The sequence below is a fragment of the Caballeronia sp. GAWG1-1 genome (genome assembly GCF_023631465.1).
GTDB lineage: Bacteria > Pseudomonadota > Gammaproteobacteria > Burkholderiales > Burkholderiaceae > Caballeronia.
The window spans coordinates 14,645-33,600 of the sequence record NZ_JALQDB010000019.1; the positions used below are offsets into that span (position 1 = coordinate 14,645).

Annotated in this window: 18 protein-coding genes; 11 read left to right on the plus strand and 7 right to left on the minus strand. The window is 62.9% G+C overall.

All coding sequences use genetic code 11. The annotated features are described in order from the left end of the window. Positions 1 to 87 precede the first annotated feature (87 nt). The 4 genes from NCT03_RS12265 to NCT03_RS12280 all read right to left on the minus strand — a co-directional run bounded on the left by NCT03_RS12265 (position 88) and on the right by NCT03_RS12280 (position 4,674). Entirely contained in the window at positions 88 to 684 is a 597-nt protein-coding gene (locus tag NCT03_RS12265) for an FMN-dependent NADH-azoreductase (protein WP_250465758.1), read from the minus strand. 139 nt (positions 685 to 823) lie between these two features. Next, entirely contained in the window at positions 824 to 2,641 is a 1,818-nt protein-coding gene (locus NCT03_RS12270) for a M61 family metallopeptidase (protein WP_250492744.1), read from the minus strand. 98 nt (positions 2,642 to 2,739) lie between these two features. Then, a complete protein-coding gene (locus NCT03_RS12275; protein ID WP_244826332.1) occupies positions 2,740 to 3,471 on the minus strand; it encodes a DsbC family protein in 732 nt (243 codons plus the stop codon). Between the two features lie 30 nt (positions 3,472 to 3,501). Further along, positions 3,502 to 4,674, minus strand: coding sequence for a UbiH/UbiF family hydroxylase (locus NCT03_RS12280; protein ID WP_244826333.1), 1,173 nt, complete (start codon positions 4,672 to 4,674; stop codon positions 3,502 to 3,504). 240 nt (positions 4,675 to 4,914) lie between these two features. On the opposite strand from NCT03_RS12280, the gene ychF reads away from it, so the two are divergent. The 4 genes from ychF (at position 4,915) to NCT03_RS12300 (ending at position 9,667) form a co-directional block, all read left to right on the plus strand. Then, the gene (gene ychF, locus NCT03_RS12285) at positions 4,915 to 6,009 is read left to right on the plus strand and encodes a redox-regulated ATPase YchF (RefSeq protein WP_244826334.1); all 1,095 of its coding nucleotides are present in this window, start codon (positions 4,915 to 4,917) and stop codon (positions 6,007 to 6,009) included. A 121-nt stretch (positions 6,010 to 6,130) separates the two neighbouring features. Beyond that, a complete protein-coding gene (locus tag NCT03_RS12290; protein WP_250465761.1) occupies positions 6,131 to 6,454 on the plus strand; it encodes a DUF3761 domain-containing protein in 324 nt (107 codons plus the stop codon). A 178-nt stretch (positions 6,455 to 6,632) separates the two neighbouring features. Then, on the plus strand, positions 6,633 to 8,300 hold the full coding sequence (gene ettA, locus NCT03_RS12295) for an energy-dependent translational throttle protein EttA (RefSeq protein WP_250465762.1): 1,668 nt from the start codon (positions 6,633 to 6,635) through the stop codon (positions 8,298 to 8,300). Positions 8,301 to 8,542: 242 nt separating this feature from the next. After that, positions 8,543 to 9,667, plus strand: a complete 1,125-nt coding sequence (locus NCT03_RS12300) for a DUF748 domain-containing protein (RefSeq protein ID WP_250465764.1) — start codon at positions 8,543 to 8,545, stop codon at positions 9,665 to 9,667. Between the two features lie 3 nt (positions 9,668 to 9,670). Here the strand turns inward: NCT03_RS12300 and NCT03_RS12305 are convergent, their stop codons facing one another. The 3 genes from NCT03_RS12305 to NCT03_RS12315 are packed head-to-tail and all read right to left on the minus strand — an operon-like array spanning position 9,671 to position 12,471. Beyond that, a complete protein-coding gene (locus NCT03_RS12305) occupies positions 9,671 to 10,294 on the minus strand; it encodes an HAD family hydrolase (protein ID WP_244826338.1) in 624 nt (207 codons plus the stop codon). Between the two features lie 27 nt (positions 10,295 to 10,321). After that, positions 10,322 to 12,151: an aminopeptidase P family protein gene (locus tag NCT03_RS12310; RefSeq protein WP_284503193.1), complete on the minus strand. Its 1,830-nt coding sequence runs from the start codon at positions 12,149 to 12,151 to the stop codon at positions 10,322 to 10,324. Between the two features lie 47 nt (positions 12,152 to 12,198). After that, on the minus strand, positions 12,199 to 12,471 hold the full coding sequence (locus NCT03_RS12315) for a hypothetical protein (protein WP_244826339.1): 273 nt from the start codon (positions 12,469 to 12,471) through the stop codon (positions 12,199 to 12,201). Positions 12,472 to 12,985: 514 nt separating this feature from the next. Between NCT03_RS12315 and NCT03_RS12320 the strand changes: the two genes are divergently transcribed. From NCT03_RS12320 to NCT03_RS12350, 7 genes are all read left to right on the plus strand, one after another. Continuing rightward, positions 12,986 to 13,534, plus strand: coding sequence for a galactosyltransferase-related protein (locus NCT03_RS12320; RefSeq protein WP_350030144.1), 549 nt, complete (start codon positions 12,986 to 12,988; stop codon positions 13,532 to 13,534). Between the two features lie 162 nt (positions 13,535 to 13,696). Next, positions 13,697 to 15,031: a glutamyl-tRNA reductase gene (hemA, locus tag NCT03_RS12325; RefSeq protein ID WP_250492746.1), complete on the plus strand. Its 1,335-nt coding sequence runs from the start codon at positions 13,697 to 13,699 to the stop codon at positions 15,029 to 15,031. Positions 15,032 to 15,125: 94 nt separating this feature from the next. Then, a complete protein-coding gene (gene prfA, locus NCT03_RS12330; protein ID WP_244826342.1) occupies positions 15,126 to 16,208 on the plus strand; it encodes a peptide chain release factor 1 in 1,083 nt (360 codons plus the stop codon). Then, positions 16,205 to 17,041, plus strand: a complete 837-nt coding sequence (gene prmC, locus NCT03_RS12335) for a peptide chain release factor N(5)-glutamine methyltransferase (RefSeq protein ID WP_244826343.1) — start codon at positions 16,205 to 16,207, stop codon at positions 17,039 to 17,041. Before prfA ends, prmC begins: the two co-directional genes overlap by 4 nt. Before the next feature lie 97 nt (positions 17,042 to 17,138). Beyond that, positions 17,139 to 17,450 carry a Grx4 family monothiol glutaredoxin gene (grxD, locus tag NCT03_RS12340; RefSeq protein ID WP_244826344.1) on the plus strand — a complete coding sequence of 104 codons (312 nt, stop codon included), beginning with the start codon at positions 17,139 to 17,141 and terminating at the stop codon, positions 17,448 to 17,450. A 13-nt stretch (positions 17,451 to 17,463) separates the two neighbouring features. Next, a complete protein-coding gene (locus NCT03_RS12345) occupies positions 17,464 to 18,060 on the plus strand; it encodes a UbiX family flavin prenyltransferase (RefSeq protein ID WP_250465768.1) in 597 nt (198 codons plus the stop codon). A 109-nt stretch (positions 18,061 to 18,169) separates the two neighbouring features. Continuing rightward, positions 18,170 to 18,955, plus strand: a complete 786-nt coding sequence (locus NCT03_RS12350; protein ID WP_250465770.1) for a DODA-type extradiol aromatic ring-opening family dioxygenase — start codon at positions 18,170 to 18,172, stop codon at positions 18,953 to 18,955. Position 18,956 lies beyond the last annotated feature (1 nt).

The window sequence follows — 18,956 nt, forward strand, 5'->3', positions numbered from 1 at the left end:
GCATCAATGCAACGCAATGCAATGCAAAGAGCCCGCCGCGGTCCGAAGACCGGGCGGGCTCTTTTACTTCGGCGTCGAGCTTAAGCCTTACAGCGCCGCGATCGAATCGCGTGCCGAAGCGAGCGCTGCACTCGCGGCCTCCGGCCCCATCGCCAAGCCTTCGGCGTAGATGAAGTTCACGTCCGTCATGCCGAGGAAGCCCAAGAACGTCTTGAGATACGGCGTTTGCGAGTCGTTCGGCGTGCCTGCGTACTTGCCGCCACGCGCCGACACCACGAACACCTTCTTGCCCTTCACCAAGCCTTCGGGGCCGGTCGCGGTGTAGCGGAACGTGATTCCGGCCCGCGCGATCCAGTCGAAATAAGCCTTCAGTTGCGACGACACGCCGAAGTTATACAGCGGCGCCGCGATCACCACGATGTCGGCCGCTTGCAGTTCGTCGATCAGCGCTTCGCTCTTCGCGTTGATGGCGACTTGTTCCGGCGTGCGTTGTTCGGCGGGCGTGAAGAACGCGCCGAGCGTGGCGTCGTCGAGGTGCGTGAGCTGGTCGGCGAGCAGATTGCGGACGACCACGTTCGCGCCCGGATTGCTTTGTTGCAGCTTCGCGGTGAGTTCGTCGGCGAGCAGCGTCGATTGAGCGCCTTGCGAGCGGGCTGCGGAGTTGATCTGGAGAATCGTCGTCATGATGGCTTCCTTGATGGAGGAGCGGGAGCCGTCGGCGCCCGCGTTGGAAGCATTCTTCGTTGTTCGGCGTTCCGGAAAAAGCCGTCCGGCCGTGAAGGATCGTTGCACCAGTAGGACAATCCCCGGTGGGCGCAGCCTTTCAGCCCTTCAGCCAGCGCTCGCGCCATTGTTTCGACGGTCCGCGCCCGTCGATAGCCGTCAGCACGTAACGCGACACTTCGGGGCCGTCGAGCTTCACTTCGGTACGACGCAGTTCGTCGCGGCGAAACGCGTGTACTTCGACCTTCGCACCCGGCAGATAACGCGACAACAGCGCCTCCAGATTCGATCCCGTCACACGCAAACCATCGATGGCCACGAGAACATCGCCCGCCGAAAGCCCCGCCTTCTGTGCGGCGCTGCCGTCGTGCACGACCGCCAGCGTGCAATCCGCGCTGCCCCGCACGCGCACGCCGAGCGACGGCTTGCCGGCCGTGCCGCTCGTCGGCAGATCGGGCGCGAGTGCTATGCCGAACGGCTCGAGGAGCGCGTCGAGCGGCAAGTCGCGCGTGCCGCGCACGCCGTCGCGGAAGAGCGAGCGCAGATCCGCGCCGGTGGCCTCGGCGAAGAGCGCTTCCACTTCGTCCTCGCGGATGCCCCGTGCCTTGCCGAGATAGAAGTCGCGTCCGTAGCGCTGCCACAAGAGACGCATGACATCGTCGAGCGACTTACGGTTGTCCGTCTGCGCGCGGATCGACAAATCGAACGCGAGCGCGACGAGCGAACCCTTCTGGTAGTAACTGACGATGGCGTTCGATGCGTTCTCGTCGGCGCGGTAGTACTTCACCCATGCGTCGAACGAACTCTGCGCCACCGACTGCTTGAGCCGCCCGCTTCCGCGCAACACGCCGCCGATGGTCTTGCCGAGCATCGAGAAGTAATCGCTCGCGGAAATAAGGCCGGTGCGCACGAGGATCAGGTCGTCGTAATACGACGTGAAGCCCTCGAAGAGCCACAAAAGCGACGTGTAATTTTCCTGCGACAGATCGTACGGCGCGAACGCCGCCGGCTTGATGCGCTTTACGTTCCACGTATGGAAGTATTCGTGGCTGCAAAGGCCAAGATACGTGCGATAACCTTCGCTGACTTCGGGTCGGCCAAGCACCGGCAAGTCGCCGCGATTGCAGATCAGCGCCGTGGATGCGCGATGTTCCAGCCCGCCGTAACCATCGCTGACGGCGACCGTCATGAACACGTAGCGATCCACCGGCGCTTTCTTCGTGCGCGGTTCGAAGAGCGCGATCTGCGCTTCGCACACGCGTTTGAGGTCCGCCGCGAGCCGGTTCATGTCGAGCCCGATCACGCGTCCGGAGATCACGATGTCGTGCTTCACGCCATGCGCGGTGAAGCCGCCGAGCGCGAATTCGCCGATCGTCACCGGATGATCGACGAGTTCGTCGTAATTCGCGGCCTCGTACGCGCCGAAACCATGGCGCTTCGTGCCACGCGCTTCGGCAAGCGCCGTGGCGACGCGCCAGTTGCGCAGCGCTCCGCCCTGCGGCGCTTGAATATCGACGATACACGGCGCAGCCGACTGCCCCTCCACCGCGAGAAACACGCTCGTGCCGTTGAAGAAGCCGACGCTGTCATCCAGATGCGCGGCGCGTACCGACATGTCCCACGCGTACACCTCGTAACGCAGCGTGATGGGGCCATCCGCCGGCGCGGCTTGCCACGCGTGCTTGTCGATTTTTTCGATACCGATCTTGCGCCCTGCCGCGTTGAACGCCTGCAACGTGACGATATTGCGTGCGAATTCGCGAATCATGTAGCTGCCCGGAATCCACACCGGCAGCATGAAGCGTTGTCCCGCCGGGTCCGGCGCGGCGACCGTGAGCGTGACTTCGAAGATATGCGCGGCCGGATTCTTCGGAACGATGCTGTAGCGCACCGGTCGATCGAGCGTAGTCGTTGCCATGTCGTGTCCTTTGTTCTTGTTGTGGGCGCGCGGTCGGTGCGCCTTTGAAACCAAAAGAGGCGCCTCTCATGCGCCTCTCGTCGTGGGTTCGGGCCGCCTCAATGCGCGGTCGAAAGTTCCTTCTCCAGCCGGTCGGCGGGAACGGCGCCTGGCAAACGGCGGCCGTCCGCGAGGAACACGGTCGGCGTGCCGCTCACGTTCATCGTGTGACCGAGCTTCAGGTTCTTGTCGATGGCGGTGGTGTCGCACGAGGCGGCCGTGGTCGGCGCCTTGCGGTCCAGCATCCAGCCTTCCCAGCTCATCGCGCGATCTTTCGAGCACCAGATCGACTTCGACTTCGCGGTCGAATCCGGCGAGAGCACGGGATACAGGAACGTGTACACGGTGACGTTATCGATGGACTTCAAGGTCGATTCGAGTTGCTTGCAATACGGGCAATTCGGGTCCGAGAACACCGCGATCTTGCGGCTGCCGTTGCCCTTCACCACTTTCACCGCGTTCTCGAAAGGCAGCTTCGCGAAGTCGATCTTGTTGGTCTCGGAGAGCCGCGCTTCCGTGAGATTCTTGCTGCTGCGCGTATCGACGAGATCGCCGATCAGCACGTAGTTGCCGGTGGCGTCGGTATAGACGATCTGCGAGCCGAGGTTCACTTCATAGAGCCCTGGAATGGGCGTCTTGTCGACACTCTTGATGTTCGCGTCGCCCATGCGCGATTCGAGCGTGGACTTGATCTTGTCGGTGGTCTGGTCGGCCTGCGCCGTACAGCCGAGACCAAGTGTCACGGCGAGTGCCGCGGCCGCTGCGAGTGCCGTTCGAAGTGTGCGTTTCATGTTCTTTTCCTGTATGTGCCTGGCGTGTCTTTAACCGAGCGCGGCCGAAACCAGCCAGCGCTTGACGAGTGGCTGCGCGCCCACGAGCGCCATGCCGGTATTGCGAACCGCGCGCGCAAGCGTGCCCGGCACCGAGAAAAGCCGTTGCAAGCCGTCTGTCGCCAACATGAGTTTTTGTATGTCTTCGCGGCGCGCGCGTTCGTAGCGGCGCAGCAAAATGGGATCGCCAAGATTGCGAAAACCTTCTTTATTGGCGATGACATCCGCGAGCGCGGCGACATCGCGCAAACCGAGGTTCATGCCTTGCCCGGCTAGCGGATGAATCAGATGCGCGGCGTCGCCGATAAGCGCGACACGTGGCGCGATCAGCTTGTCGACCGTTTGCAACGCGAGCGGGAAGCCTTGCGCTGGCGTCACGCATTCGAGCGTGCCGAGCATGTTTTGCGTGGCCTGTTCGACTTGTGCCGCGAGTTGCGCGGGATCGAGCGCGAGGAGTTCGTCGGCGTGTTCGGTGCGCGCGGACCAGACGAGTGAGACGTGATCGCCCGGCAGCGGCAGCAGCGCGATGATTTCCGAGTCGCGGAACCATTGGTAGGCGGTTTCGCCGTGTGGCCGCTCCGCCTTGAAATTCGCGACCACGCCCGTTTGCCGATAATCGCGCCGGTCGACCTTCGCGCCCATTTGCGCGCGCACCCAAGAATGCGCGCCATCCGCGCCGACGATCAGATCCGCTTCGAGCGTCTCGCCGCTTGCAAGCGTGACGTGCGCGGCATCGTCCTCGACCGTCATGCCCTGCGCGCGCGATTCGAACCACGACAGACTCGGCTGGAAGCGCAGCGCGGCGTCGAGCGACTGTTCGATCAGATTCGACTCGACGATCCACGCGAGCTGCGGCACGGAGGCCTGGAACGCGGAGAAGTGCAGTTCCGCGTGCGTGTCGCCGAACACGCGCATGTCGAAGACGGGCCCGAGCCGCGTGCGATCGAGCGCTTGCCAGACGCGCAGCCGTTCGAGCAGCGTCTGCGAACTCGACGAGAGCGCGTAGATGCGCGAATCGAACGCGGCGCCCGCGGGCAAGGCGGCAGCTTGCGGCGCGAGCAACGCGGTGCGCAAGCCGGATTGCGCGAGCGCGAGCGCAGCGGTCTTGCCGACGAGCCCGCCGCCGACGACAACTGCATGAAAGGTCAGGGGATGCGAAGTCATCTGGCCATTATAGCCGTGAGGATTGCAGCGTATTTGGCGCCTGCGCGGCGCTGCGGCGGGCCGTCGCGGAAGGCGGCGCGAAACGCCGCTGCCCGGCGCGGCGGTACAATGGCGGTTTGCCTGGCCGCTCGACGCGGCCGTTGCGCTGGCGGGCGTTTTTGCCAATTCAGCCTTTGCCCGGCGCGCGACTTTTGACGAAACCCGCGCGGCCTGCGCCGTCTCACCAGTTCGAAGGATTCCATGAGCCTCCAATGCGGCATCGTCGGCTTGCCTAACGTCGGCAAGTCCACTCTATTCAATGCTTTGACCAAGGCGGGTATTGCCGCCGAGAACTATCCGTTCTGCACCATCGAGCCGAATGTCGGCGTGGTCGAAGTGCCGGACGCGCGCCTCACCGCGCTCGCCGAAATCGTGAAGCCCGAGCGTATCCTGCCGGCCGTCGTCGAGTTCGTGGATATCGCGGGTCTCGTCGCGGGCGCGTCGAAGGGCGAAGGTCTCGGCAATCAGTTCCTCGCGAACATCCGCGAGACGGATGCGATCACGCACGTCGTGCGCTGCTTCGACGACGAGAACGTGATCCACGTCGCGGGCAAGATCGATCCGCTGGACGATATCGGCGTCATCAACACGGAACTCGCGCTTGCGGATCTGTCGACGGTCGAAAAGGCGCTCACGCGCTATTCGAAGGCGGCGAAGTCGGGCAACGACAAGGAAGCGGGCAAGCTCGTCGCCGTGCTCGAAAAAGTGCGCGCGCAGCTCGACGAGGCCAAGCCGGTGCGTGCGCTTTCGTTGAACGAAGACGAGCAGGCGCTCATCAAGCCGTTTTGCCTCATCACGGCGAAGCCGACCATGTATGTGGCGAACGTGAAGGACGACGGCTTCGAGAACAACCCGTATCTCGACGCCGTTCGCAAGCATGCGGACGCGGAGAACGCGCCGGTCGTCGCGGTGTGCGCGGCAATCGAAGCGGAAATCGCCGATCTGGACGACGCGGACAAGCAGGACTTCCTCGCCGACATGGGCATGGACGAGCCGGGTTTGAACCGCGTGATCCGGGCGGGTTTCAAGTTGCTTGGCTTGCAGACGTACTTCACGGCTGGCGTGAAGGAAGTGCGCGCGTGGACCATTCATATCGGCGATACGGCGCCTCAGGCCGCTGGCGCCATCCATACCGATTTCGAGCGCGGCTTCATTCGCGCGCAGACCATCGCGTTCGATGACTACGTCGCGTTCAAGGGCGAGCAAGGCGCAAAGGAAGCCGGGAAGATGCGGGCCGAAGGCAAGGAATACGTCGTGCACGACGGGGACGTGATGAACTTCCTGTTCAACGTTTGAGCGCCGTCAAGCGTCAAGAATCGTCAAATCGTCTTGCATGAAAAAGCGGAGTGCCCGATAAACGGGGCTCCGCTTTTTTCATGAGCGGTACCCGATAAAAATAAAGGGAGACAAAAAGAAGATGAAAGGACCCGCGTTTCTGCGTTCGCTCGCTCTCACGTGTTGCATTGCATTGTCCGCGAGCGTCATCCCTTGCACACCGGCGCACGCGTACGCGACCAGCGCGAACGCGAACAACTTCAACCCGCAACCTGACGAAAACGACCTCGACAGACATGGCCATTACGTCAACCGCGACGGCAACGTAATCCATGCGCCCTCTCGCTCGCGTTCGGGCGCGGTACCCGAAGGCGCGACCGCGCAGTGCCGCGACGGCTCGTACAGCTTCAGCCGCCACCACGGCGGAACGTGTTCGCGGCATGGCGGCGTGGCGCGCTGGCAATAGCCTGAGCACGCCCGAAGTACAATGACATTCGATCCCGCGCGGCACACGCGCCGGGAAGCGCGTCATCCCGCGCCGACGATTCGCGTCGAATGCCGATAACGCGGCGTGCGCGTCCCGCACGCAGCCGCCCGCGCCCGGCGTTCGCACTCTTCACCACACCATTACAGACAACATCGACATGGCCCAATACGTCTTCACCATGAACCGCGTCGGCAAGATCGTCCCGCCGAAGCGTCAGATCCTGAAAGACATCTCACTCTCGTTCTTCCCCGGCGCGAAGATCGGTCTGCTCGGTCTCAACGGTTCGGGCAAGTCCACACTCATCCGGATCATGGCGGGCGTCGATAAGGACATCGAAGGCGACGCCACGCCGATGCCCAATCTGAACATCGGCTATTTGCCGCAGGAACCGCAACTCGATCCGCAACAAACCGTGCGTCAGGCAGTCGAAGAAGGTCTCGGCGATGTCTTCCAGGCAACCAAGATGCTCGACGAAATCTACGCCGCTTACGCCGAGCCCGACGCCGACTTCGACAAGCTCGCCGCCGAGCAGGCGAAGTACGAAGCCATCCTCGCGACGAGCGACGGCGGCAGCCCCGAGCAGCAACTCGAAGTCGCCGCCGATGCGCTGCGCCTGCCCGCGTGGGACGCGACCATCGAACATCTTTCGGGCGGCGAAAAGCGCCGCGTCGCGCTGTGCAAGCTCCTGCTGCAAAAGCCCGACATGCTCCTGCTCGACGAACCGACCAACCACCTCGACGCCGAATCCGTCGAATGGCTCGAACAGTTCTTGACGCGCTATCCGGGCACCGTCGTCGCGGTCACGCACGATCGCTACTTCCTCGACAACGCCGCCGAATGGATTCTCGAACTCGACCGCGGTCACGGCATTCCATGGAAGGGCAACTACAGCAGCTGGCTCGACCAGAAGGAAGAGCGCCTGAAGCAGGAAGAATCGAGCGAATCCGCCCGCCAGAAAGCCATCAAGAAGGAACTGGAATGGGTGCGCCAAAATCCGAAGGGACGTCAGGCGAAGTCCAAGGCGCGCATCGCACGCTTCGAGGAACTCAACAGCCAGGAATATCAGAAGCGCAACGAGACGCAGGAAATCTTCATTCCCGTGGGCGATCGTCTCGGCAATGAAGTCATCGAGTTTAAGAATGTCAGCAAGGCGTATGGCGACCGGCTGCTGATCGACAACCTCAGCATGAAGATTCCGGCGGGCGCGATCGTCGGTATCATCGGGCCGAACGGCGCGGGCAAGTCCACGCTGTTCCGCATGCTGACCGGCAAGGAGCAGCCGGATTCCGGCGAGATCGTGCAAGGGCCGACGGTCAGGCTCGCCTATGTCGATCAAAGCCGCGACGCGCTTGGCGCCGACAAGACCGTGTTCGAGGAAATCTCCGGCGGCGCGGATGTGCTCACGGTTGGCAAGTACGAAACGCCGTCGCGCGCGTATATCGGCCGCTTCAACTTCAAGGGCAGCGATCAGCAGAAGCTCGTCGGCAATCTGTCGGGCGGCGAACGCGGACGTCTGCATCTGGCGAAAACGCTGATCGCGGGCGGCAACGTCTTGCTGCTCGACGAACCGTCCAACGACCTCGACGTCGAAACGCTCCGCGCGCTCGAAGACGCGTTACTCGAATTCGCCGGCTCGGTCATGGTGATCTCGCACGATCGCTGGTTCCTGGACCGTATCGCCACGCACATCATCGCGTTCGAAGGCGACTCGCACGTCGAGTTCTTCGACGGCAACTATCAGGAATACGAGGCCGACAAGCGCAAGCGGCTCGGCGAAGAAGCCGCGCGGCCGAAGCGTCTGCGCTACAAGCCGATCACGCGCTGACCCTTTGCGTGAACGGATGAGACGAGGAACGCGCGCGCCTATGCGCGCGCGCGCACCGACATCGGACACGAATGCGGCGACTGTCTGAGGCACGTCGCCGCCAGTCTTCACGGCGTCTTTGCGACACGCTAGCGGCGCGACAGAGGCTGAAAAGTACGCGCTCACTTAAAAAAACGATGCACGCGAAATGGCTTACCGCCGAGTGAGCCTCAGGCAGAACCAGTATTCGGGAGACATTGCAGATGGCGCGATCGAAAGCGCAACGGGGAGCGCTTTGGGCAGTCGGAATCGTCGTGGCGATCATCGTCGTGGCGGTTGGCGGGTGGCTCTTCGTCGCGCATCAGATGAAGGAGCGCATTCTCGAAACGCTCGGGCCGAACGGCTCGGCCGAAGAAATCGATGTCGGCTTCGGCCACGTCACACTGTCGCGCGTGCGTCTGCGCGGCCCGCAGGACTGGCCCGCGAGCGACGCCATGCGCGCCGAGCGCATCGTGCTCGACATCGACATGCACGAAGCGCTGCGAAACCGCGTGCATCTGCATGGCGTGAGCGTGGACAACTACTATTTGTCGATCGTGCGTTCCGCCGATGGCCGCGTGCAGATTCTGCCCGGTCTCAAGGAAACCGCGCGCGTCGCCGACGCCAAGCCCGACGCGAAGGAAGACGCGCGCGCGCAGGAAGAGAAGCTCATCGATCGCGTGTCGTTCGAACGCGGCTCGATGGAGTTCTTCGATTCATCGGTGCAAAAGCCGCCGTATCGCGTGTTGATCAGCGATTCGCGTGCGACCATCGACCATCTGCATCTCCCCGCGCTCACCGACCGCACCAATCTGTCGATGTCCGGTTCGATCAAGGGTCCGTCGCATACGGGAACGGTTTCGTGGGGCGGCTGGATGGTCATCGCCAACAAGGATTCGCAGACGCGCGCCGTGCTGAGCGGCGTGGATATCGCGTCGCTCGACCCTTATCTGCTGAAAAAGGCCGGCGCGCGTGCGGCGGTGACGGGCGGGACCATCGACCTCACCGTGGACGCGAACATCCACGATTACCGCATTCACGCGCCCGGCACGCTCACGCTGAATCACTTGCAGATCAGCGACACCGGCAACGGACTCGACACCTTCCTCTCCATTCCGACGAAAGCCGCTGTCGCCGCGCTGAAAGACCGCAAGGATCAGATCAAGCTCGACTTCGTGCTCGACGGCGATCTGCGCGATCCGAAGTTTTCGCTGCAGGAAAGTCTGTCGAAGAAACTCGCCGCCGGTTTTGCGAAGGCGCTCGGTGTGAGCGTCGAAGGCGTGGCCAAAGGCACGGGCGATACCGTGCGCGGTATTGGCAACGCGCTCAAGAGTCTGCTCGGTCAGTAAGCGTCAGATAGGCACGGCGAGCGCGCGCAGCTTCGTTTCGGTTTCCATCGCGCCCGTGTAGTGGATGCCGTGCCAGCCGAGATCCGTCGCGGCCTGCGCGTTCTTCGCGTTGTCGTCGATGAAGACGAGTTCGTGCGGCTGAATGCCCGGCAGATGCTTTTCGATCTCCGCGCGCATCAGCGCGAAAATCTGCGGGTCGGGCTTGACGATTCCCACGCGCCCCGAAACGATGATCTCGCGAAACCGCCGCAACACGTCGAAGCGTTCCCACGCATACGGGAACGTTTCCGCCGACCAGTTCGTCAGGCCAAATAGCGGCACGCCTTCCGCGTCCAGCCGGTCGACGAGCGCCACGCCCTCTTCCAGCACGCCCGACACCATCTCGTGCCAGCGCGCATAGAACGCGCGAATCAGCGCTTCGTGATCGGGATAGCGCGCGATCAGTTCGGCGGTGCCTTCTTCTATGGTCTGCCCGCCGTCCTGCTGCACGACCCAATCCATCTTGCAGACGTTGTCGAGAAACCAGCGGCGCTCGGTTTCGTCCGGAATCAGTTGCCGGTACAAATACTCGCGATCCCAGTCGATCAACACGCCGCCGAAGTCGAATACGACTGCCTTGATGGTCATGGTTTTGCTGCTCCTTCTTGTTTCGGATCAGATAGCCTGCGTACGTTTTTCGAGCCACGCCAACGCCGTGCCCGACACATGCGGCGACACGCGCCGGCGCACTTCCTCGTGATACGCGTTGAGCCACGCGCGCTCGTCCTCGCGCAGCAAGGCCAGGTCGATGCAGCGGGTATCGATCGGGCAGAGCGTGAGCGTTTCGAAGTCGAGGAAATCGCCGAATTCGGTCTTGCCCGCGCTCCGGTTCAGCACCAGATTCTCGATGCGAATGCCCCACTTGCCCGGCCGATAGATGCCCGGCTCGATGGACGTGATCATGCCCTCTTCCATCGCCGTCCAGCTTTCGGCGGGCGCGTAGTGCGAGATGACCTGCGGGCCTTCATGCACGTTCAGAAAGTAGCCGACGCCGTGCCCGGTCCCGTGCCCGTAGTCCGCGCTGGCTTCCCAGATCGGCGCGCGCGCGATGGAATCGAGCATTGGCGAACGGATGCCACGCGGAAAGCGTGCGCGCGACAGCGCCATCGTTCCTTTCAGCACGATGGTGAAATCGCGCTTGTGCTCGGCCGTGATCTCGCCGACGGGAACCACGCGTGTGATGTCCGTCGTGCCGCTCACATACTGTCCGCCCGAATCGATCAAGAGCAAGCCATTGCCTTCTATCACCGAATGCGACGCTTCGGTTGCGCGGTAGTGCGGCATCGCGCCGTTGGCATTGAAGCCCGCGATAGTGCCGAAGCTCAGCGTCACGAAGCCCGGACGCCGCGCGCGCGCCGCCGTGAGCTTTTCGTCGATGGTGAGTTCCGTAATGCGCTCGCGGCCCAGCGCATTTTCGAACCAGGCGAAGAATTCGGCGAGCGCCGCGCCGTCCTGTTCCATCGTCGCGCGGATATGCTCGGCTTCCGCCGCCGTCTTTTGCGACTTCGCGAAGGTGGACGGATTCACGCCTTCCACGATCGTCACCGCCGAGGGCACTTGCTCCAGCAAACCATGCGTGATGCGGCGCGGGTCGATCAGGAGCGTGGCTCGGGCGGGTAGCGCGGCGAGTGCGCGGGGCGCATCGGCGTAAGGCGCGACGCGCACGTTGTCGCGCGCGAGCGATTCCTCGAGCTCGGCCGACACCTTGCCATCGGCGATGAAGATCGTCGCGTCGTCAGTGCCGATCAACGCATGCGCGACGAACACGGGGTTGTAGCTGACATCGCCGCCGCGCAGATTGAAGATCCACGCGAGATCGTCGAGCGTGGACACGAAGTGCCACTGCGCGTCTTTTGCGCGCAAGGCTTCGCGCACCTGCGCGAGTTTGTCCGCGCGGCTCACGCTGGCGTGCGGCGCGGCATGTTCGTAGATGGGCGCCTCAGGCAAACCGGGACGCGTCGGCCAGATGGAATCGAGCAGATCGACATCCGTGCGCAGTACGATGCCGCGTGCCTTCAGCGCATCCGCAAGCGAGCGCGCCGCCGCCACGCCGAGTACGGCGCCATCGACGCCGATGACATCGCCCGAATCGACATGCGCCGCCAGCCATTCGACGTGCGGCGCGGTTTGCTGGCCGCCCATCATCTTCATGAGCACGATGCCGGTGCCCGCCAGTTGCGCCTCGGCTTGCGTCCAATAGCGGCTGTCCACCCAGACGCCCGCGAAATCCGCCGTCACCACGAGCGTGCCGACCGAACCGGTGAAGCCGGACAGCCATTGCCGCCCTTGCCAGCGCTCCGGCAGATATTCGGAAAGATGCGGGTCTGCCGACGGAATCAGCACGGCGGCAAGATTGTCGAGCGCCATCTGGCCGCGCAGCGATTCAATGCGCCGGGCGAACTCGGCTGCGTCGGGAATGGCGGAATGTGCGATGCGGTCGTTCATGAAGTCACCTGCATGGAATGCGTGAGGAAGCGCCGGCGAGCGCGGATTTAGCGACGCGCGGCAAGGCCGACTGTCACCGTCACGACGACGAGCGCGAACACCGTGCACGCGAACCATTCGAGCGTATCGCCGTCGTGATACAGGTTGATGATATTGCCGAACATGCGCGCGACGATTATCGCCAATATGCCCGCGACGATGGCCGTCCAGATTCGCCCCGCCGCGCCTGTGCCCACGCGCCCCGCGCGCCGCAGCGGATGCAGCCACCAACCCGTCGCGCCGATTACCGCGCCCAAAAAGATCAAGCCCGTCCAGCCCATCAGCTACCGCGCCCCTTTGATTGCGATCGAACCGGCGCCGCGCGCCGTTAGCGGTCGAGTTTAGGGGGCCAGGTTGGCGATGGCAAGTGCGTTTCCTTGAACGATTTATGCGACTAAGCTTAAAAATGAAAATATGCCGGGCCGGTAAAATGACCGCTTTAGCCACGCTGATTTAAGGGCGATACTCTAACGAGTCACTGCCCAAGTTCGCGGCATCGATCGAATAGGTTTACAGCGGAAAATAAAGCACCATGATTGAGAAAAGCCTCATATCGCTAAACGGTCTGGAATTCGTGATGACCTACCGCGGTTCCACGCTGGAGCGGCGTGAAAATCTGCGCGGCATATTGCGCCATCTCGATTCGACTTTTCTGACTACACGGTTTATCTCATCGAAGCCGATGCCACGCCCACCTTCCACTGGTCGGGCCTTGGCGACGAAAAGATCAGGCATGTCTTCGTATGCGACAACGGCCCCTTTCCAAAGGCGCGCCTATGCAATCTGGGCGCGCGAATGTGCACCGGCGACATCATTTGTTTCCATGACGCGGACATGATTTCCAACCCGGATTATCTGCCGCTTTGCATCAACGCAATTCGTCATGGAACGGCAAGCGACGCACTTTGCCCATTCACGAACGTGATTAACGTTACGGGTGTTTATCGCGATGCATTCATTGCTTCCGGAGATTACGCAATACTAAAACCGTTTCTCGAAAGCGACCGGCCCGAAGAAATGGAAATTCTCTATGCGAATACGCCGGGCGCCATCGTGCTCATAAAACGCTCGGATTACATGCGCGTTGGCGGCTACGATCCGCGCTTCATTGGCTGGGGCGGCGAAGATGACGACCTGCTCACGCGCGCGGTGCGGCTCGGCGTTCGTTGGCATTCCGTGCCCGATGCAAACGCGTCGCTGTTCCATCTGCATCACGACAATACTTCGCGGCACGCGGCCATTGCCGCCGCCGAACGAAATCGCGAAGCGGCTGCCGAGACGCATGCATTGTCGCAAGAGGAACTCGAAGCGCGCGCCGCCGAGCTGGCAAAGTACTTCGATTGAGCGCGGCGCTGCGTCCTGGCGTCGCACGAGCGTGGGGCTTCGCGCCAGCTGCAAGCGGCGCGAGCGAACACCAGCCATCCCCTATGCCGCCTATAAATGAAGAGATTCGTAAAACGCTATAATATTGCGCTATCTGAAAGGCCATCGGCTTAGGCCCATTACATGCAGCTCCTCACGATCGGAATCAATCACCACACTGCGCCTGTCGCCTTGCGCGAACGCGTGGCGTTTCCGCTCGAACAGCTGAAGCCCGCTCTGGGCGCGCTGAAGGACATCTGGCTTGGGCCGCTCGCCAAGGTTTCGCCCGAAGCGGCGATCCTCTCAACCTGCAATCGCACCGAACTTTACTGCGCCACCGACGACGCCGCCGCGCGCGACGCTGCCATTCAGTGGATGTCGAAGTACCACAATCTCCCGGTCTCGGAACTCGCGCCGCACGTCTACGCGCTGCCGCAGTCCGAGGCCGTGCGCCACGCCTTCCGCGTCGCCTCGGGGCTGGATTCCATGGTGCTCGGCGAAACGCAGATCGTCGGACAAATGAAGGATGCCGTGCGCACCGCGTCGGAAGCGGGCGCGCTCGGTACTTATCTCAACCAGTTGTTTCAGCGCACCTTCGCGGTGGCCAAAGAAGTGCGCTCCACGACCGAGATCGGCGCGCAGTCCGTTTCCATGGCCGCCGCCGCCGTGCGACTCGCCCAGCGCATTTTCGAAAACATTTCGAGTCAGCGCGTGCTTTTCATCGGCGCGGGCGAAATGATCGAACTCTGCGCCACGCACTTCGCCGCGCAAAATCCGCGCGAACTGGTGGTCGCAAACCGCACGGCCGAACGCGGCGAAAAGCTCGCCGAACGTTTCAACGGCCGCGCCATTCCGCTTTCCGAGCTGCCCACGCGCATGCACGAGTTCGACATCATCGTGTCGTGCACGGCGTCGACGCTGCCTATCATCGGGCTGGGCGCGGTCGAACGCGCGGTGCGCGCGCGCCGGCGTCGGCCAATCTTCATGGTCGATCTCGCCGTGCCGCGCGATATCGAGCCGGAAGTCGGCAATCTGCAGGACGTGTTCCTTTATACCGTCGACGACCTCGGCGCGATCGTGCGCGAAGGCAATGCGTCGCGGCAAGCTGCCGTCGCCCAAGCCGAAGCGATCATCGAAACGCGTGTGCAGAATTTCATGCAGTGGCTGGATGCGCGCAGTATCGTGCCGGTCATCCGCCACATGCATACACAAGCCGACGCGCTGCGCCGCGCCGAAGTCGAACGCGCGCGCAAGCTGCTCGCGCGCGGCGACGATCCCGCCGCCGTGCTCGAAGCATTGTCGCAATCGCTCACCAACAAGCTCATTCATGGTCCGACGCACGCGCTCAATCGCGCGACCACGGAAGAGCGCGCCCAGCTCATCGACCTGATGAGCGGCTTCTACCGCCACGGTTCGTCCGACAAGCCGCAAGACGACACGCCTTCGGCGCCTGAATCGTCGCAGTCTCCGGACCGTTAGCGGCTTTCCTCGCTGTTCTCCAATGCCGCGCGGCGCTGACGCGCAGGCATTTCTGATTCCACAATTCTCCGGAGCATCGCTCCAACTCCGCCCGATGAAAACGAGCATGCAAAGCAAGCTCGACCAGCTTGCAAAACGGCAGGTCGAACTCAACGAATTGTTGAGCCGCGAAGACGTGACCGCCGATATGGATCAGTATCGGAAACTCACGCGCGAACATGCGGAAATCAGTCCGGTCGTCGAGCAGTACGCGCTCTGGCGTCAGGCGCTCAACGACGAAGCGACCGCGCAGGAATTGCTGTCCGATCCGTCGATGCGGGATTTCGCCGAAGAGGAAATCGGCGAAGCGCGCGAACGCATGGCGACGATCGAAAGCGATCTGCAGACCATGCTGCTGCCGACCGATCCCAACGACGAGCGCAATATCTTCATCGAAATTCGCGCAGGCACGGGCGGCGACGAATCCGCGCTGTTCGCGGGCGACCTGCTGCGCATGTATCTGCGCTATGCGGAGCGCAACCGCTGGACCGCCGAAACCATGTCCGAGAGCGTGTCCGACTTGGGCGGCTACAAGGAAGTGATCGTGCGGATTGCGGGCCACGGCGCCTTCTCGCGGCTCAAGTTCGAGTCGGGCGGGCATCGCGTTCAACGTGTGCCGGCGACGGAAACGCAGGGGCGCATCCACACGTCCGCGTGCACGGTCGCGGTCATGCCGGAAGCCGATGAAATCAGCGAAGTGGTGATCAATCCGGCGGATCTGCGTATCGATACCTTCCGCGCGTCGGGCGCGGGCGGGCAGCACATCAACAAGACCGATTCGGCCGTGCGCGTCACGCACTTGCCAACCGGAATCGTCGTCGAATGTCAGGACGACCGCTCGCAGCACAAGAACAAGGATCGCGCGCTGAAGGTGCTCGCCGCGCGCATCAAGGACAAGCAGTATCACGAGCAACACGCGAAGGAAGCGGCGACGCGCAAGAGTCTGATCGGGTCGGGCGACCGCTCCGAGCGCATTCGCACCTACAATTTTCCGCAAGGGCGCATGACGGATCACCGCATCAATCTGACGCTCTACAAGCTCGAATACATCATGGACGGCGATATCGACGAACTGATCGGCGCGCTCGTGAGCGAGCATCAGGCGGAATTGCTCGCGGCGCTCGGGGAAACCGAGTGACGACCGCAGTCGATCTGCTGCGTGCGTGTGCGCTGCCGGCGCTCGAAGCGCGCGTCTTGCTGATGCACGTGCTCGGCTGGCGACGCACGCAGCTCATCACGCGCGACCGCGAAGCGCTTGGCGCCACCGCGGTTAGCCGCTTCGAGGCGCTCGTCGCGCGCCGTGTCGCGGGAGAACCGATCGCGCAGCTGACGGGAACGCGTGAATTTTTCGGGCTCGAATTCGACGTGACGCCCGATGTGCTGATTCCGCGCCCGGAAACCGAATTGCTGGTGGAAACGGCGCTCGACGCCATCGCGAATACGCCGAACGCGCGCGTGCTCGATCTCGGCACGGGAACCGGCGCCATTGCGGTTTCGCTTGCGCATGCACGGCCCGACGCGCGCGTGTGGGCAGTGGACCGCTCAGGCGCCGCGCTGGATGTCGCGCGTCGCAATGCAGAACGGCTGCTCGATCCGGCGCGCGCGGGCGGGCCGCTCGCGTTCGTCGAAAGCGACTGGACCGCGAAGGTCGATCCTTCGCTGCTCTTCGAAGCCATCGTGAGCAATCCGCCGTATATCGCAAGCGACGATCCGCATTTGCAGCAAGGCGATCTGCGCTTCGAGCCGCGCGACGCGCTCACCGATGACGCCGACGGTTTGTCCTGCATCCGGACCATTATCGAGCGAGCGCCGTTTCTGCTTGCGCGCCGTGGCGTGCTGTGGCTCGAACACGGCTACGATCAGTCCGACGCCGTGCGCCGACTGCTCACGGCGCGCGGTTTCACCGATGTGCATTCGCTGTGCGATCTGGCGGGAATCGAGCGCATCAGCGGCGGCGTTTTCAATGCCTGAGCGCGGCGGGCGAGCCAGGCAGCGGTCAGCCCGGAATAGCGAAATCCGCTATCATTTCAACACTTAGTCCCCACCGACATCAAAGCGCAGGAACATCATGGAAACGCAAGAACGCATCAAGCAACTCGTCGATCAAAACGCGGTCGTCCTCTTCATGAAGGGCACGGCGCAGTTCCCGATGTGCGGTTTCTCCGGCCGCGCCATTCAGGTGCTGAAGGCGTGTGGCGTCGATCAGATCACGACCGTAAACGTGCTCGAAGACAACGAAATTCGTCAGGGCATCAAGCAATTCTCGAACTGGCCGACCATTCCGCAGCTTTACGTGAAGGGCGAGTTCATCGGCGGCTCGGACATCATGATGGAGATGTACGAATCCGGCGAACTGCAACAGCTCTTCGCCGCTGCCTGAAGTCATTTTCGAAGTGAACGCGCCTGCCGCCCGACGACGGCTCATCGTCGCCATCACGGGCGCCACGGGCGCAATTTACGGCGTGCGTCTGCTTGAAACGTTGCGCCGTTTTCCCGGCGTGGAAACGCATCTGCTCGTTTCCAGCGCCGGCTGGCTCAATATCCAGCACGAGCTGGAACTCGATAAATCCACGGTTCACGCGCTCGCGGACGTTGTTCATAACGTGCGCGATGTCGGCGCGAGCATCGCGTCCGGCTCGTTTTCCACGGAAGGCATGATCGTCGCGCCGTGCTCCATGCGAACGCTGGCAAGCATCGCGCACGGACTCTCCGACAATCTCATCACGCGCGCGGCGGATGTCGTGCTCAAGGAGCGTCGCCGTCTGGTGCTGCTGGTGCGCGAAACGCCGCTCAACCTCGCGCATCTGCGCAATATGACCGCCGTGACGGAAATGGGCGGCGTGATTTTTCCGCCGCTGCCGGCGTTTTATCAGAAGCCGGCGAGCATCGACGAGATGGTGGATCACACCGTCGCGCGCGTGATCGATCTGTTCCAGATCGCATCGCCGGCCGCCGCTGCATGGGAAGGGATGCGCGGCGAAGCGGACTGAGCGTCGCTTCGATTGCAAACGCCGACGACACAATTCATTGCTTCGCCAGCCGTTTATTTCCGCTAATACCGGCCGTACATTGGTGGCATCCAACTCAATGCGCGACGCCATGACTTCCCTCCCCTCCGTTTTCGTTTCCCACGGCGCGCCGACGCTGCCTATCGACCCGTCGATGCCTTCCGGCGAATTCGCCTCGCTCGCTGAAACGCTGCCGCGCCCGCGCGCCATCCTCATGCTTTCGGCTCACTGGGGCACGACGCAACCCGTTGCGAGCATCGCCGAGCGGCCGGAAACCATCCACGATTTCTACGGTTTTCCGCGCGCGCTCTATGAACTGCGCTATCCCGCGCCCGGCGCGCCCGATCTCGCCCGCAACGCCGCCGCGCTGCTCGGCAAACACGGCATTGCTGCGAGCACGACGGAGCACGGCCTCGATCACGGCGCGTGGGTGCCGCTTCTGCTCATGTTTCCCAACGCCGACATCCCAGTCGCGCAACTTTCCATTCAACCGCGCCTCGATGCCGCGCATCACTTTGGTATCGGCCGGGCGCTGCGCGATTTGCGGCGCGACGGCGTGATGATCGTCGGTTCCGGGCAGATCACGCATAACCTGCGCATGGCGGATTTCGGCGCGCGTCCTGAAGATGCCGATCCGCGCGTCGATGAGTTCACGCAATGGTTCGAGGCGCGTCTTGCCGATCGCGACATCGACGCGCTGCTCGACTATCGCGCCCGCGCGCCGCACGCCGCGCTGATGCATCCGACCGACGAGCATCTGCTGCCGGTATTCGGCGCACTAGGCGCTGCGGCGGATGACTATCAGTTGCGCATACAGTCGCTCGGCACTTTCCAGCGCGCGCTCGCCATGACGAACTACGTGTTCGCGGACGCCTGAG